Origin of the sequence: Natronomonas pharaonis DSM 2160 (assembly GCF_000026045.1) — an archaeon.
GTDB lineage: Archaea > Halobacteriota > Halobacteria > Halobacteriales > Haloarculaceae > Natronomonas > Natronomonas pharaonis.
In genome coordinates this window covers 839,148-853,503 of record NC_007426.1, presented here as the reverse complement: position 1 = coordinate 853,503, position 14,356 = coordinate 839,148, and the positions used below count along the sequence as shown (strand labels likewise).

The following is a 14,356-nucleotide window of genomic DNA, read 5'->3' as shown; positions in this document are numbered from 1 at the left end:
ATCTCACTCGAACCATTCGGCGACGAGGTCGTTGTAGGTTCCGTCGTCGGTGACGGCTTCGAGGCCGTCGTTGACCGCGGCGACGAGTTCCTCGTCATCTTGGCGGATGCCGAAGCCGTACTCCTCGCCGGTCTCTATCTCGAAAGCGACCTCCACCGCAAGGTCCTCGGAGAACGTCCGGGCAACCGGCACGTCGACGACGACGGCGTCGATGTTGCCGTTTTCGAGGTCGGTGGCCGCAAGCGTGTAGTTGTCGTAGACGTTTTTGTCCGACTCGGGGATGATGCCGTCGTCGATGAGGCGGTCGACCTCGTTTTCCCCGGTGGTGCCTCCCTGTGCGCCGACGATGCTGCCCGAAAGGTCTTCACGGGATTGCGGAAGGTCGTCGTCGTCGCTACGGACGAGGACCGACTGGTCGGCCTCATAATAAGCGTCCGAAAAGGCAATCTGCTCGCGTCGCTCGTCTTCTATCGTCATCGCGGCTGCGATGACATCGATGTTCCCGTTCTGGAGGGCTGGAATCAGCGAGTCGAACTCGAAGGTCTCCCAGCCGCCGAACTCGTAGTCGGAGCGTTCGATGACAGCCTCGGTGAGGTCGATATCGAAGCCGAGAAGCTCACCGTCTTGGCGGAATTCGAAGGGCGGGAACCCGGGGGCTGTTCCGGCCACGATGGTCCGGGTGTCGTCGTCAGAGTCGTCGTCAGAGTCGTCGTCGTTGCCGTCGCCGTTGCCGTCGCCGTTGCCATCGTCGAGGCCGACACAGCCGGCAGCGCCAGCTGCGAGTCCAGCGGCCCCGACCGCGGAGAGGTAGCTTCGTCTATCGAGTGTCGGGTCGGATTCCATACCTGTGGCTTACACGAGACGGATTTGAACGTTTCGACACCGAGGCGACGACTATCGAAACGTTAGCGGTCCGAAATAGACCTTATCCGTTCGACTGCGCGTCGACGACGGCGACGCCGGCGAGGTTGACGATGTCTTTGACTTCGTCGCCGCGCTGGAGGACGTGGACGGGTTTGTCCATGCCGACGAGCATGGGGCCGATGGCCTCGGCACCGCCGAGTCGCTGGAGTAGCTTGTAGGCGATGTTGCCCGCCTCCAGGTTCGGGAACACGAGCACGTTCGCCGGCTCATCGAGGTCGGAGAAGTCGTATGTCCCCTGCAATGCGTCCTCGACGACGGCGGTGTCGGCCTGCATTTCGCCGTCGACGGGGAAATCGACGGCGTCGTCGTCCCGGAGCATCTCCGCGGCCCGGCGGGGTTTTCGCGTCCCCTCGTTGTCGACGCTGCCGAAGTCGGAGTAGGAAAGCAGCGCGGCCCGCGGTTCGACGTTGAATCGACGGGCAAGGTCCGCCGTCCGTCGCGTCACCTCGGCGAGAACGTCCTCATCGGGCGACTGGTTGACGGTGGCGTCGGCGATGAAGACCACCCGGTTTTTGAACGTGAGCATGTAGACGCCCGCCGCGTACTCCGACTCGTCGTCGGTGCCGATGATCTGCAGCGGCGGCCGCAGCGCGGACGGATAATGGTGCATCAGGCCCGTCAGCATCGCATCGGCGTCACCCATCTCGACCATCACGCTGCCGAGATGGTTGCCATCCTTGATGAGCTCGTCGGCCTCACGTCGGGTAACACCCTTCCGCTGGCGGAGCTCGTGGAGCCGCTCGGCGTAGGGGTCGAGGTTCCCCTCCTCGGGGTCGACGATTTCCGGCTCAAAATCAAGCCCGAGCCGCTGGGCGTGCTCCCAGATAACGTCCTTGTCACCGATGAGAATGGGATGGGCGATGCCCTGGTCGACCAGTTGATAGGCTGCTCGGACCATCTTCTCGTCGTCGCCCTCGGCAAGGACGAGCCGCTTGGGGTCGCTTTTGGCCTTGTTGAGGACGACTCGCATCATTTCTCTGGACTTGCCCAGTCGTGCTTCGAGCCGCTCGGCGTAGGCGTCGAGGTCGAGGTCGTCGCGGGCCGCGCCACATTCCATCGCCGCCTCCGCGACCGCGGGTGCAACCTCGAAGAGAACGCGTGGGTCAAGCGGCTTCGGGATGATATACTCGGGGCCGAACTGCAGCGGCTGGTCGCCGTAGGCCTTGACGACGGCGTCGGGTACGTCCTGCTTTGCGAGGTCAGCAAGGGCCTCAGCGGCCGCCACCTTCATTTTCTCGTTGATTTCGGTTGCACGGGCATCGAGCGCGCCGCGGAAGATGAAGGGGAAGCCGAGGACGTTGTTGACCTGATTGGGATAATCCGAGCGCCCCGTTGCCATGATGACCGTGTCATCACGGGCCTGCTTGGCTGCCTCGTAGCCGATTTCGGGGTCCGGGTTGGCCATCGCGAAGATAATCGGGTCTTCAGCCATCGACTGGACCATCTCTTGGTCGACGAGGCCGCCAACAGAGAGGCCGACAAAGACATCGGCGCCCGCCATCGCATCCGCGAGGTCGCCGCCGTCGCCCTCGCTGGCGAACTCCTGTTTGTGCTTGTTGAGTTCGCCGGCGTCGGCGCGCGATTCAGTGATGATGCCCGAGGAGTCACACATCGTGATGTTGTCGGGGTCGACACCGAGAGAGACGTAGAACCGCGCCGTCGCGATAGCGGAAGCCCCGGCTCCGGAGAAAACGATTTCGAGGTTTTCGAGGGATTTATCCGCGATTTCGCAGGCGTTGAGCAGGGCGGCTCCGGAGATGATGGCGGTGCCGTGCTGGTCGTCGTGGAACACCGGGATGTCCATTTCCTCCCGAAGACGCTCTTCGACCTCGAAACACTCGGGGGCCTTGATGTCTTCGAGGTTGATGCCGCCGAACGTCGGCTCCATCGCCTTGACCGAGGTGACGATGTCGTCGGGGTCGTCTTGGTCGAGTTCGATATCGAAGACGTCGATGTCGGCAAAGCGCTTGAAGAGAACGCCCTTGCCTTCCATGACCGGCTTCGAGGCCTGTGCGCCGATGTCCCCCAGTCCGAGCACGGCCGTGCCGTTCGAGACGACACCGACCATGTTCCCCTTGGTGGTGTAGGTGTAGGCGTCCTCGGGGTCGTCGGCAATTTCCGTACACGGCGCGGCGACCCCCGGTGAGTATGCCAGCGAGAGGTCCCGTTGCGTGTTTGTCGGCTTCGTCGTCGAAATCTCGAGCTTGCCCGGTGGCTCCTGCCGGTGATACTCGAGTGAATCCTCGTCCAGTCCCATAGGGGTACCCCGTACAGCGACCCCAAAAAGCTACCCAACATAAAAAATCATGCAGATATTGCCCGTACTGGTAGCCGACCGCAGCGTCCAACGGGGTATATCGCCGTTCCGAGTAGACAGCGGCGTTGGTATCCGGATTCGGGGGGTATATAGCGGTCGGTGAGAGAGTTCGAAATATGGACTTCCGGCGGCTCCTGCTCGCGACCACGGTTACGACGGCGCTGACGGCGCTCATTGGCGTACTGACCGCGACGGCCGGAGCGGGACTGACTTGTGAGGCCCGGTGGCCGCTCTGTGACGGGGCGGTCTTCGGGCTCTTCCCCGCGAACTTCATGTCCTTTATCGAGTGGTTCCACCGGCTTATCGCGATGATTACCGGCTTCCTCATCATCGGCTCGGCGTACGCAGCGTGGCGCGGCGGCGCACAGCGGCGGGTCAAGCTGGCGACGCTCGTGGCACTCCTACTGACGCCGCTACAAATCGTCTTCGGCGCGTTTACCGTGCTGGTTCAAGAGTTCGTCTTCGGGTACTCGATTCTGGTGTTGACGCTGCATTTCGGCCTCGCGTCGGTTATCCTCGGGCTACTCGTGGCGGCGACCGTCTGGGCGTACGGCGACGTGACGACGGTCACGATGTCGAAGGTCAAACAGGCCGGCGTCGGCGCGCTGCTCGGCTTCCCGGTGATGGTCGTCCTGACACCGCGGCTGCTCTTTACGTTCGGTGAGGTTGTCCAGTTCGTCTACTACGGGCTCGGGTTTGCGATGTTCTCGGCGCTGCTCGTAGCGGCGCTGTGGGGGCGTGAACTCGGCCTCAGAGCGGTCCCGGCGGCGGCCGGGGGGGCATCGGTACTTATCATCGCACAGCTCATCGTCGCCCGCTGGGCCTTCGGCGACGAGGGACAGCTCGCGATTCTCGGTATCTCGTTTGTCGCGTTCGTGCTGACGCTGGGCGTGGTCAAGCAGGTTCACGACCGGTCGCAAGCGCTGGAGGGGGCCGCTGCCCCGGCCGGAGACTGACGGGTTATTAACTATACCTCCATATTAACAACTTCTTTGTAGCGCCGGGGCCAACGAAGCGCCATGGGCGCACAAGACCCGACCGACGAGGATAGACACGTCTGCCGGGACACCGGCCGCAAGCAGGGGCTCGTGGGAAAGTACGACATCTGGCTGTGCCGACAGTCGTTCCGCGAGATGGCACGGGACATGGGTTTCAAGAAGTACGACTGAGGCTGGCGGGCGCGGGGGACCCAGCACTTGGCCGACGTAAGCACTTGGCCGACGTACCTTTATTCACGCCCGGGCCGTATAGGCAGATATGAGCGACCGGCTCACAGACGACGAGATACAGGCACAGCTCCCGGCGGCGTGGGACCGCGACGGCGACGAAATCGTCCGCACCTTTGAGTTCGAGAGCTATCTCGAAGGCGTCGGCTTCGCGTCGGCGGCCGGCGGCCTCGCTGAGGAGGCGTTCCACCACCCCGAGATGACCATTGGCTGGCGGGAGGTCGAGGTGCGGCTGACGACCCACGACGCCGGTGGCATCACACAGAAGGATATCGACCTCGCCGAGCGGTTCGACGAACTGGCAGAATGACTGCTACCGACGCGGACGCCGGCGACGCCGAATACATCTTTCGAGCACAGGTTCGGCTGTCCCCGTCGGACCCCGACCTCCGCGTCGAGCCGGAACGAATCGAGACGACAGTGTACAGAGCCGCTGTGTCGCCCGGTGAAGACGGGTGGCTCTTTTTCCGCGATACCCTCTGGCGCGGTGAGATTAACGACCCCGCATATCTCCGAGCGTCGCTGGAATCGGCCCTCGGAGTCGACATCGAGAATATCGACTTTCGAGAGCTTCGGACCGACCGCGACTACTACGAGGCGCTCAAAGCAGAAATCGGGGCGAACCTTGAGTTGTTTAACGCCGACGACACCGCGGAGGTACAGAAAAAATACCTCGGGTCGCGCATCCACGTCCGGGACGAGTGACCCGGCGGAAGCCATTTTCGTCCGCATCACCTAGCGTAGTCGATGACCGATTCGACGTACGACAGATGGGTGTTCGACCTCGACGGGACGTTGGTCGATGTCGAGCCGGAGTACGTCCGCAGCGTTTTCGACCGCGTCGGCGACCGGCTCGGATACGCGTTCAGCGAGCGGCAGGCCGATGGTATCTGGCACGGGCTCGGCGGCGCACGGAACGAAGCGCTGCGTTCGTGGGGCGTTGCCCCAGAGCAGTTCTGGACGGCGTTCCACGAGGTCGAAGACCCGGCGGCGAGAGCCGATGCGACCTTTCTCTACGCGGATGCGGCCGTCGTCGGAGATATCGATGCGCCGACAGCGCTTGTTACGCACTGTCAGTCGTACCTCACGGAGGCGGTGCTCTCGGAGCTCGATATCGAAGACTGGTTCGACACCGTCGTCTGCTGTACAGAGTCGACCGGTTGGAAGCCGGACCCGAAGCCAGTCGAACTTGCGCTGTCGGCGCTCGATGCGGACGGCAATGGGGTGTTAGTCGGCGACGGCCCCCACGACATCGGTGCGGCATGGAACGCCGGGCTCGACGGCGCACACGTCGAACGGCACAGTCCAGAACAGCGAGGGCTCTGTGTTGTCGGCGACCACCGGCTCTCGCGAGTCGACGAGTTGGCTTAGTCGTAGAGTTCGTCGTCCAGCGGGAGTTCGGTGTCGCTTTCCTCGATACTCTCGACGACAGCATCGAGTTCGAGCGCGTCACCGGTGTCGGGCGACGGGACAACGAAGCGAACGTGGACTTTGCCGTCGTCGCCCGCTGAGATATCGAGAACATCAGCATCAGACGGGTACAGGAACTCGGGGTCGATGTCGTAGTCGTCGGACATGGGTGAACCCTATCGTCCGACCGCGTTAAAACTGTGGGGTCACTGCGGGGAGAACCGAGCAAAAAGGACAGAGCCGACAGCAGCCGACAGGTCAGTCAGCGGCAGTCGCGTCCGCACGCTCCGTGGCGGTGGGGTCTCTGACGAAGCGGGAAAACAGCACCAGTCCCCCGATGCCGAGCATCAACACGAGGTCGATGTAGCTGGCGGCGAACTGCCCGATGAACGCGTCAGTGAGCCCTATCGCCTGTTCGGAGATGGCGGAAGCGACGAGTAGTCCACCCCAGCAGAGCACAAAGAGGTTCCGTAGCTTTCCGTACAGGAGCCGCGCCTCGCCGGGGGCCGCCGCAGCCACCCGCGAAAACGGCTTGAACAGCAGGTAGACGCCAAAGAGATACGCGGAAATTGAAAGCAGCGTGATAGCACTCTCGGCGGCACCGGTCGTCAGCCACGTCGCAAGTGCGCTCCAGAGGGTGACAAGTAACACCGCGAGTAGTCCGACGGCCTTCCGCCGGGAAAGCCCGACCGGACGCGCCAGCAGGTACGTGTACGCCGTCAGCGCGACCGTGTAGCCGAGAAACCGCATGATGGACTGCTCTCGCCCTTCGGTCTCAATAGTGAGCCACTCCAAACCCATCCCGAGGTATGCAACGGCCATCGCCGCCGCCGGGACGGCAGCAATAAGCCCGAGCCGGCGGGCGGTACCCGACAACCGTGACGCGACGGCGGCGAATACGACGGCGCCGAGACTGAGTGCCACCACCATGCCGAGATATATTGTCGAGGTCGGCAGCATTAGTCACTCACCCCCGGCTCAGGCTCGGCAGTTGTCTGGGGAGTCGGCTTCGTCTCGGCATCGAAGGCCGCCATGGCGTTGCTGAGTTCGGCAGCCTCAGCATCGAGGTCAGCGGCCGTCTCAGCAACAGTCTCGGTTGCAGCCGCCATCTCGTCGGCGGTAGCGGCCGCCGAGTTGGCTTCGTCGGTTGTTTCGGCGGAGATGTCGGCGACCGAATCAACGATTTCGGAGAGTTCCTGTGCCGTCTGGGCCTGCGTGTCGGCGGTGTCGGCTATCTGCTGGATGCTCGCGTCGACATCCTCGATATCGGCGCTAATCGTCTCAAGGTGGTTGCGGACCTCGGCGGCGTCTGTCGCCGCTGTCCGGACGCTCTGGTCGACGCCTGCGATATCGTCCGCGGTGCGGTCGGCCATCCGCTGTATCGACTCCAAGGTCGCCTCAATGTCGTCGACGGCAGCCATCGTCTCCTCAGAAAGGGCTTTGACCTCGTCGGCGACGACCGCAAAGCCCTCACCGCCAGCGTCGGAGCGGGCAGCCTCGATGTTGGCGTTCAGCGCCAGCACGGTAATCTGGTCGACGATATCTTCGATGGTCTCGATGATAGCCTCAATTTCGTCCGCCTCGGCCACGAGGTCGTCGACGGTCTCGACGACAGTTTCGGTCTTCGCTACGGTGTCTTCCATCCGTTCGGCCGTCCCGGCGGCGGCGTTGCTGCCCTCCGCGGCCCGCTCGGCGACGGCTGCCGACCGCTCGGCGATGGTGTCGGTGGTCGAGGCGACCTCCTCAGTCGTCGCCGAGAGTTGGCTGATTTCGGCGGCGGCTTCCTGCAGTTCGTCGGTCTGTCGCGCGGCCCCATCCGCAATAGTGTCGACCGCGGCTACGACATCCGCACTGCCGGTTTGGAGGTCGTCACCGGAGCCGTCGAGGTCGGCCGACAGTCGGTCGATACGCCGGGCCGATTCCTGAGCGCCGGCGACGGCCGCCTCCAGTTCGTCGAGCATGTCGTTAAACGAGTCGACGATGTTTCGTATTGCCTCATCGTCAGTATCGGCGTCAAGTCGCTGGGAGAGGTCGCCGGCGGCACACGCAGACATCGCCGCCGAGAACTGCGCTGCAGTCTCCAGTAGTTCCTCGTTTTGCGCCTCAGCACGCCGTTTCGCTTCCGTTGCCCGTTCCCGCTCGGCCGCCATCTCCTCGCGGGTCGCTTCGAGGTCCGACAGGGTCGTCTCAAGCGAGTCACGCATCGTCCGAATCGACCCATAGAGGTCGCTTATTTCGTCATTTCGCGGCGTCCGGATATCGACATCGAACTCGCCGTCGCCGATGCGTTCGGCCTTGCGGCTCAGCCGCTGCAACGAAAGCGAGACGTTGCCGCCCATGACGATGGCCACCAGACCGAGGTTGACAAACAGCACGAGCATCAGCCCGGCGAAGCCAGCGACCGCGCGGTCAACCGCTGTTCCGGCCGCGCCCGTGGCGACATGGCGGGCGGCAGCAGCCGCAAACAGGAGCGTCAGCACGAAGATGGCGGCCAGAAAGCCAGTTATCTTCAGGCTGTATTGCTGGCCGATTCGACCGAGTCCAGCGGGTAACCCGCTGGAAACCTGTTGTGAGTTTCTCCCCAAGCGCATGATTGGAAACTGTTCACAAGGAGCAATAAAAGGCTCCGGGGAAGTTCGGCGCCGGTATCCGGCGGTAATTTTATAACCACGTATTTTTCACACAGTCAAGCGGGAGGGAAATGCCCAGCAGCGGCAAAGCAGCGCGGCCAAAAGCATGGGGTCGGTCCTTTAGGTGACTGTCCCTAACATCGTGTGTTTGTTCTCAGCCTCTAACTAACAATGTGAGTTCGGTACCACATGTTTATTACCATGTGGACGGTATCGGTCGGTATGCTATCGTACAACGATTCGGAGAAAGCGACAGAGCTTGCCGAGCGAGCCAATGACCTGATGGAGGAGGTCGTGCTGCCGAAGGAACGGGAGATGGCCGGTGGGATGGCTGTTTCGGACGGCACACTCGAGGAACTGCGTGAGGCAGCCCGAGACTACGGTGTCTACGCGCCGCAGATAGACGAGGAATACGGCGGCATGGGGTATGACTTCCGTGATGTGCTGCCGACGTTCGAGGAAGCCGGTCGGAGCCTGCTCGGCGCGGCCGCGATGCGCGTCGACGCCCCCGACGAAGGCAACATGCATCTGCTGGAGTTGCACGGCTCCGAACTCCAAAAGGAAGAGTATCTCGAGCCGCTCGTGGCCGGCGACATCGTTTCCGGCTTCTCGATGACCGAACCGATGCAGGGCGGCGGCTCCGACCCCAAAATGCTGAAAACGACTGCCGAAAAGGACGGCGACGAGTGGGTCATCAACGGCCACAAGTGGTGGACGACGAAGGGTATCCAGGCCGACATTCTGCTGGTGTTCGCTCGAACCGACCAGGAAGCCCATCCCTACGAGGGCTGTTCGGTGTTTATCGTTCCTGCCGACGCCGACGGCGTCGAAATCGAGCGGAACATCCCGCATCTCGGCAGCGAGACCCACGGCATCGGCCACGCCGAAATCAAGTACAACAACGTCCGCGTCCCCGAAGAACACCTCCTCGGACAGGAAGGGATGGGCTTTGCACACGTCCAAGAGCGGCTCGGACCGGCCCGCCTGACCCACTGTATGCGGTACTCGGGGATGGCCGAACGGGCGCTCGACATCGCGACAGCGTATATGTCCGAACGCGAGGCGTTCGGCTCGAAGCTGGCTGAAAAGCAGGTTCCACGGCACGAAGTCGCCGAACACCGCACGCGGCTCGCTGCCGCGCGGGCGCTCATCCGCCAAGCGGCCGATTCGATTTCGGCCGGCAACGAAGCCCGGCTCGAAGTCTCGATGGCGAAAGTCTTCACCGCCAACGTCACACAGGAAGCCGTCGACACCTCGCTGCAGTTCTGTGGCGGCAACGGCATCGCCAAAGACCTCCCCATCGCCGACTTCTACGAGAGCGTTCGGCAGTTCCGGCTCGTCGATGGAGCCGACGAGGTCCACAAGCGCGTCATTTCCCGCGAGGCGTTCTCGGATGTCAAAAGCGAAGAGCTGGAGCCGGTGACACGGTTCGACGGCTAACCGGGCCGGACAGTCTGCGGTCGCCTCCCCCGAAGCCCAAACAGGCTGATACGGGTTTCAGCGCGAGGCGTTCCGCTCGGCATCAAGCCAACCGCGAAGCCGGTTGGCGAGCGTCTCGACGCCGACAACGAGACAGAGGATGACGACGATAGCCGCCATGACGCGGGTGTAGTTGCGGGCGCGGAACGCCATGATGAGCGGATAGCCGATACCGCCGGCACCGACGATGCCGAGCACCGAACTCTTTCTGGCGTTGAGCTCAAGATAGAACAGCGTCCACGCAATATAGGCCGTCGTCACCTGCGGGAGTCGAGCGGCCGCAGTCGTCGCAGCAACGCCCGCACCCGCCGAGCTGACCGCCTCCGCCGGCGTCTCGTCGACCTCTTCGAGTTCGTCAGCAAAGAGCCGCCCGAGGTCACCGACCGTCCCGACAGCGATGGCGAGCGTGCCGGCGACTGCCCCCAATCCGGCGAGAATGACAAAAAGCAGCGCATACACCATACTCGGGACTGCACGGAGCGTTCCGAGAAACAGTCTGGCGGGGGTGCTGACGTAGCGCGGCGTGACGTTGCCCGCCGCGAGGACGCCGAGCGCGAACGCCAGCGGCAGGCCGATGGCGGTACCGACACCGGCGATGGCAAGCGTCTCGACAGCGGCCGGCAACAGCGTCGGCGCGTCACCCTGTAGCTGCGCCCACAGCGCGCGTGGAGCGAGCATCTCTTCGAGGAGGATGTCCTGAAGGTTCTGCCGGTGGGCATAGAGATACCCGAGGTCGAAGCCGAGCCACCGGCCGGCAGCGACGACAGCAGCAACGACGGCGGCAACGGCGACGGCTCTGACGACCATCCGGCGTTGCCACTGCCGCTGAATGCGGGCGAGCTCCTCATCGACCGAATCAGGGTCAGTCATCGTAGACGGCCGTAATATCCTCGCGGTCGAGCGCCGCTGCGGGGCGGTCCAACACTAGCCGACCGTCCGCGAGGCCGAGATAGCGGTCGGCGATAGGTTCGGCGAGCCGCGGCTGGTGGAGACTGACAACCCCGATGAGGTCGTCGTCGCGAACGACCGCCGCTACCCGTTCGAGAACGTCCCGGCCGGTTTCGGGGTCGAGACTCGCGACCGGCTCGTCGGCCAAGAGTACCGCCGGCTCCTGTTGGAGCGCGCGGGCGATGCCGACTCGCTGGCGCTGGCCGCCCGACAGCGTTCCGACGCGGCGGTCGGCGTAGCCACCCAATCCAACGTCGTGAAGCCGGGCTATCGCCGCCCGCTTTTCGTCGGCCGGATAGACGCCGAGCAGTTCCCGCCACGACGGGAGTCGCCCGAGCGCCCCATCAAGGACGTTCGAGAGCGCCGACTTGCTGTCGACAAGCGCGCCCGCCTGGAAAACGAGGGCGACATCCGTTGTAGCCGGCGCACGACCGTCGAGTTCGATGGTCCCGTCGTCGGGCTGTTCCAGACCGTCGAGACAGCGAAGCAACGTCGTCTTGCCGGCCCCCGAGCGACCGACGAGTACCGTCAACTCGCCGCGCTGGAGGTCGACAGAGACATCGTCGAGGGCGCGTTCGTCACCGTAGCGCTTCGTCAGTCCCGAGACGGAAAGCATTCAGTCGTCGTCTTCCTCGAGGTCGGCAATGTCGACGCCCATCGCCTCGGCGACATTGCGGACCGGGTCGTAGGTCCCGGGCTCGACCTCGCCGAAGCGGTCGATGCGGTGGGCTTCGAGTACGTCTTCGGGCGTCTCCAGTAGTCGGTCGATGAGCGCTTCCTGAACGGCGTCGGGCGTCTCCGGCTTGGCGACCACCGGGTCGAACGGGATGGGGTCGCTCTCGGCGACGCGAACGATGTCATCGTCGTCCGGGTGCTCGAAGTCGCCGTAGGCGGCCGCATCAACGTGGCCGGCCTGCAACGCATCGAGCGCAGCCCCGTGGCCGAACGCCCAGTCGATGTCGAAATCCCCCGGCTCCGTATCCACGTCGCCGGCATCGAGGCCAGCCTCGTCGAGCATGTAGCGGGGGAACAGCCCGCCGCTCGTCGACAGCGGGTCGACCATCGCAATCGTGTGCCCCTGGATGTCGGCCAACGTCTCGATGTCCGTCTCGGCGCGGGTGGCGATGTAGGTGTGATAGGCCTCGCTACCGTGCGACCAGTTGACTGCAAGCGGGTTGACGCCGTCCTCGGCGGCGAGCGCATAGATTATCGGCGAGAGGTTCGCCATTTCAGTGTGCCCGTTGACGACGCTTTCGACGACGGCGCTGTAGCTCGTCGTCGGGGTCGCAGTGACTGTGTCGACACCGTCAAAGCCGTCTTCGAGCCACTCGAAGACGGGCTCGTACTCTGCGGTCAGTTCCTCGGCGTCCTGAAACGGCGGCAGCGCGAACTCGATGTGGCCGTCGGCCCACTCGCCGACGGTCATCGGTTCCTCGCCGGTGTCGCCGTTTCCGTTACCGGTCGGCTCCTCGTCGGTACAGCCAGCGAGCCCGGCGGCAAAGAGGCCGCCTGCAGCGGTGAGGTACGTGCGTCGTCGCATTGCTATCCCGTTTGTATTAGGCGGGGATAACACTCTCGAATCAACGGTCGGAACCGAGCGGAGCTTTTGTGAGGGCCCGCCCGAACGGGAGGCGTATGCAACGCGCGAAAATCGTCTGCACGCTCGGTCCCGCTTCCGACGACCGGGGAACTATCCGCCGGCTCGCCGACGCCGGGATGTCGGTCGCGCGGCTGAACGCGAGCCACGGAACGACCGACGAGCGGGCCGAGCTCCTGTCGCGGGTGCAGGCAGCCGACGAAGCGACTGCCGACCCGCTGGCAGCGATGATAGACCTTCGGGGGCCGGAGGTCCGGACTGCCACAATAGCCGAGCCGATACGGCTTCCCACCGGCTCGACGGTCCGGTTCATCAAAGGCGAGACGGCGACCTCGGAGACCGTCGGGCTGAGTCACTCGATAGCCGCCGTCGAACCGGGCGATACGGTGCTGCTCGACGATGGCCGTATCGAGACGACCGTCGAACGGGTCGACGGCGAGACGGTCATCGCCCGCGTCGACTCGGGCGGGGCGGTCGGGAGCCGGGAAGGTGTGACCCCTCGTGGTGTCGATCTGGGACTGGACCTTATCGACGACGAGGACCGCGAGGACCTCCGCTTGGCTGCCGAGCACGGCGCAGATTTCGTCGCGGCGTCGTTTGTCGGCGATGCCGCGGATGTCTACGAGGTCGTTGACACGCTCGAATCGTTCGGCGGAACGGAGACGGCTGTCGTCGCGAAGATCGAGCGCGGGCGGGCAATCGAGAACCTCGACGGTATTATCGACGCCGCCGACGGCGTGATGGTCGCCCGCGGCGACCTCGGGGTTGAGTGTCCACTTGAAGACGTCCCGCTCATTCAGAAGCGAATCATCCGCCGCTGTGTCGACGCTGGCATACCGGTCATCACGGCGACGGAGATGCTCGATTCGATGGTTTCTGCCCGGCGACCGACGCGGGCGGAGGCCTCCGACGTAGCAAACGCTGTTTTCGACGGGACCGATGCAGTAATGCTGTCGGCGGAGACGGCGGCCGGCGACTATCCCGTCGAGGCCGTCGAGACGATGGCACGTATCGTCCGGCGCATCGAGGCAAGCGGTGAATACGCGGCGACCCGCGACGAGCGAGTGCCGGCGGCCAAAGCGGGCGCGCGGACGGAAGCGCTGGCCCGGTCGGCGCGGTATCTGGCCCGTGACATCGACGCGACCGCCATCGTCGTCGTCTCCGAATCGGGATATACGGCTCGCCGAACCGCGAAGTTCCGGCCGCCGGTGCCGGTCGTGGCGGTCACGCCCGACGACCGAGTGCGGCGGCAACTCGCTGTCGCGTGGGGCATCGACGCCCGCTATGCGAGCTACAGCACCGATATCGATGCCATCCTCGAAACCGCCGTCGCAAAGGCAACTGCGGCTGGCGTCGCCGAAAGCGGCGACACTATCGTAGTCCTTTCGGGGATGATAGCGGGGGTGGCGGGAACAGATGCGACGAACACGCTGAAGGTCCACACCGTCGCCGAGCGGCTGGCGACCGGGCGAGGCGTCGTCAGCGGTCGGTCGGCTGGACCGCTCGTCCGGACGGACGATGGGGACCTCAGCGGGGTGCAATCAGGGGCTATCGTTGCGCTTCCGGCTGGCTTTGACGGCGAGTTCGACGGCGATGTGACCAACATCGGCGGCATCGTCGCTGTTGACGAGGGGCTCACGGGATATCCGGCTATCATCGCCCGTGAACTCGACGTACCGATGGTGTCGGGAGCGACAGTTCCGGCGGCGGTTGAGGAGGGTGCCGATATCACCGTCGACGGCGACCGCGCCGTCGTCTACGAAGGGGATGTCGTCAGCAGGCGGACAAACGGCACGGAGACGAGCGTTCGAGACCGGTAGCGGAT

General features: G+C 64.2%; 15 protein-coding genes. 7 read left to right on the top strand and 8 right to left on the bottom strand.

The window, feature by feature from the left end:
* Positions 1-3: 3 nt before the first annotated feature.
* Both NP_RS04415 and NP_RS04410 read right to left on the bottom strand, forming a co-directional pair.
* A complete protein-coding gene (locus tag NP_RS04415; protein ID WP_011322611.1) occupies positions 4-843 on the bottom strand; it encodes a transporter substrate-binding domain-containing protein in 840 nt (279 codons plus the stop codon).
* Positions 844-925: 82 nt separating this feature from the next.
* Entirely contained in the window at positions 926-3,181 is a 2,256-nt protein-coding gene (locus NP_RS04410) for an NADP-dependent malic enzyme (protein WP_011322610.1), read from the bottom strand.
* 176 nt (positions 3,182-3,357) lie between these two features.
* Here NP_RS04410 and NP_RS04405 point away from each other — a divergent pair, with 176 nt between their 5' ends.
* From NP_RS04405 to NP_RS04385, 5 genes are all read left to right on the top strand, one after another.
* Positions 3,358-4,197 carry a COX15/CtaA family protein gene (locus NP_RS04405; RefSeq protein ID WP_011322609.1) on the top strand — a complete coding sequence of 280 codons (840 nt, stop codon included), beginning with the start codon at positions 3,358-3,360 and terminating at the stop codon, positions 4,195-4,197.
* 63 nt (positions 4,198-4,260) lie between these two features.
* Positions 4,261-4,410 carry a 30S ribosomal protein S14 gene (locus NP_RS04400; RefSeq protein ID WP_011322608.1) on the top strand — a complete coding sequence of 50 codons (150 nt, stop codon included), beginning with the start codon at positions 4,261-4,263 and terminating at the stop codon, positions 4,408-4,410.
* A gap of 88 nt (positions 4,411-4,498) precedes the next feature.
* Positions 4,499-4,777, top strand: coding sequence for a 4a-hydroxytetrahydrobiopterin dehydratase (locus tag NP_RS04395; protein WP_011322607.1), 279 nt, complete (start codon positions 4,499-4,501; stop codon positions 4,775-4,777).
* Entirely contained in the window at positions 4,774-5,172 is a 399-nt protein-coding gene (gene lwrS, locus NP_RS04390) for an LWR-salt protein (protein WP_011322606.1), read from the top strand. The genes NP_RS04395 and lwrS overlap by 4 nt, the downstream gene beginning before the upstream one ends.
* 42 nt (positions 5,173-5,214) lie before the next feature.
* Positions 5,215-5,838 (top strand): HAD family hydrolase, encoded by a 624-nt coding sequence (locus NP_RS04385; RefSeq protein ID WP_011322605.1) that lies wholly within the window; start codon positions 5,215-5,217, stop codon positions 5,836-5,838.
* Here the strand turns inward: NP_RS04385 and NP_RS04380 are convergent.
* The 3 genes from NP_RS04380 to NP_RS04370 all read right to left on the bottom strand — a co-directional run bounded on the left by NP_RS04380 (position 5,835) and on the right by NP_RS04370 (position 8,468).
* A complete protein-coding gene (locus tag NP_RS04380; RefSeq protein ID WP_011322604.1) occupies positions 5,835-6,044 on the bottom strand; it encodes a hypothetical protein in 210 nt (69 codons plus the stop codon). The two genes, NP_RS04385 and NP_RS04380, sit on opposite strands and share 4 nt — an antisense overlap.
* A gap of 91 nt (positions 6,045-6,135) precedes the next feature.
* Positions 6,136-6,837 carry a bacteriorhodopsin gene (locus NP_RS04375; protein WP_011322603.1) on the bottom strand — a complete coding sequence of 234 codons (702 nt, stop codon included), beginning with the start codon at positions 6,835-6,837 and terminating at the stop codon, positions 6,136-6,138.
* Complete coding sequence (locus NP_RS04370; protein WP_011322602.1) at positions 6,837-8,468, bottom strand: methyl-accepting chemotaxis protein; 1,632 nt, start codon at positions 8,466-8,468, stop codon at positions 6,837-6,839. Before NP_RS04370 ends, NP_RS04375 begins: the two co-directional genes overlap by 1 nt.
* Before the next feature lie 261 nt (positions 8,469-8,729).
* Here NP_RS04370 and NP_RS04365 point away from each other — a divergent pair, with 261 nt between their 5' ends.
* Positions 8,730-9,947: an acyl-CoA dehydrogenase family protein gene (locus tag NP_RS04365; RefSeq protein ID WP_011322601.1), complete on the top strand. Its 1,218-nt coding sequence runs from the start codon at positions 8,730-8,732 to the stop codon at positions 9,945-9,947.
* A 57-nt stretch (positions 9,948-10,004) separates the two neighbouring features.
* Here the strand turns inward: NP_RS04365 and phnE are convergent, their stop codons facing one another.
* The 3 genes from phnE to NP_RS04350 are packed head-to-tail and all read right to left on the bottom strand — an operon-like array spanning position 10,005 to position 12,474.
* Positions 10,005-10,856 (bottom strand): phosphonate ABC transporter, permease protein PhnE, encoded by an 852-nt coding sequence (gene phnE, locus NP_RS04360; protein ID WP_011322600.1) that lies wholly within the window; start codon positions 10,854-10,856, stop codon positions 10,005-10,007.
* Positions 10,849-11,550: a phosphonate ABC transporter ATP-binding protein gene (locus NP_RS04355; protein ID WP_011322599.1), complete on the bottom strand. Its 702-nt coding sequence runs from the start codon at positions 11,548-11,550 to the stop codon at positions 10,849-10,851. The genes phnE and NP_RS04355 overlap by 8 nt, the downstream gene beginning before the upstream one ends.
* A complete protein-coding gene (locus tag NP_RS04350; RefSeq protein ID WP_011322598.1) occupies positions 11,551-12,474 on the bottom strand; it encodes a phosphate/phosphite/phosphonate ABC transporter substrate-binding protein in 924 nt (307 codons plus the stop codon). It lies immediately after the preceding gene.
* Positions 12,475-12,569: 95 nt separating this feature from the next.
* On the opposite strand from NP_RS04350, the gene pyk reads away from it, so the two are divergent.
* Positions 12,570-14,351, top strand: a complete 1,782-nt coding sequence (gene pyk, locus NP_RS04345; protein ID WP_011322597.1) for a pyruvate kinase — start codon at positions 12,570-12,572, stop codon at positions 14,349-14,351.
* Positions 14,352-14,356: the final 5 nt, after the last annotated feature.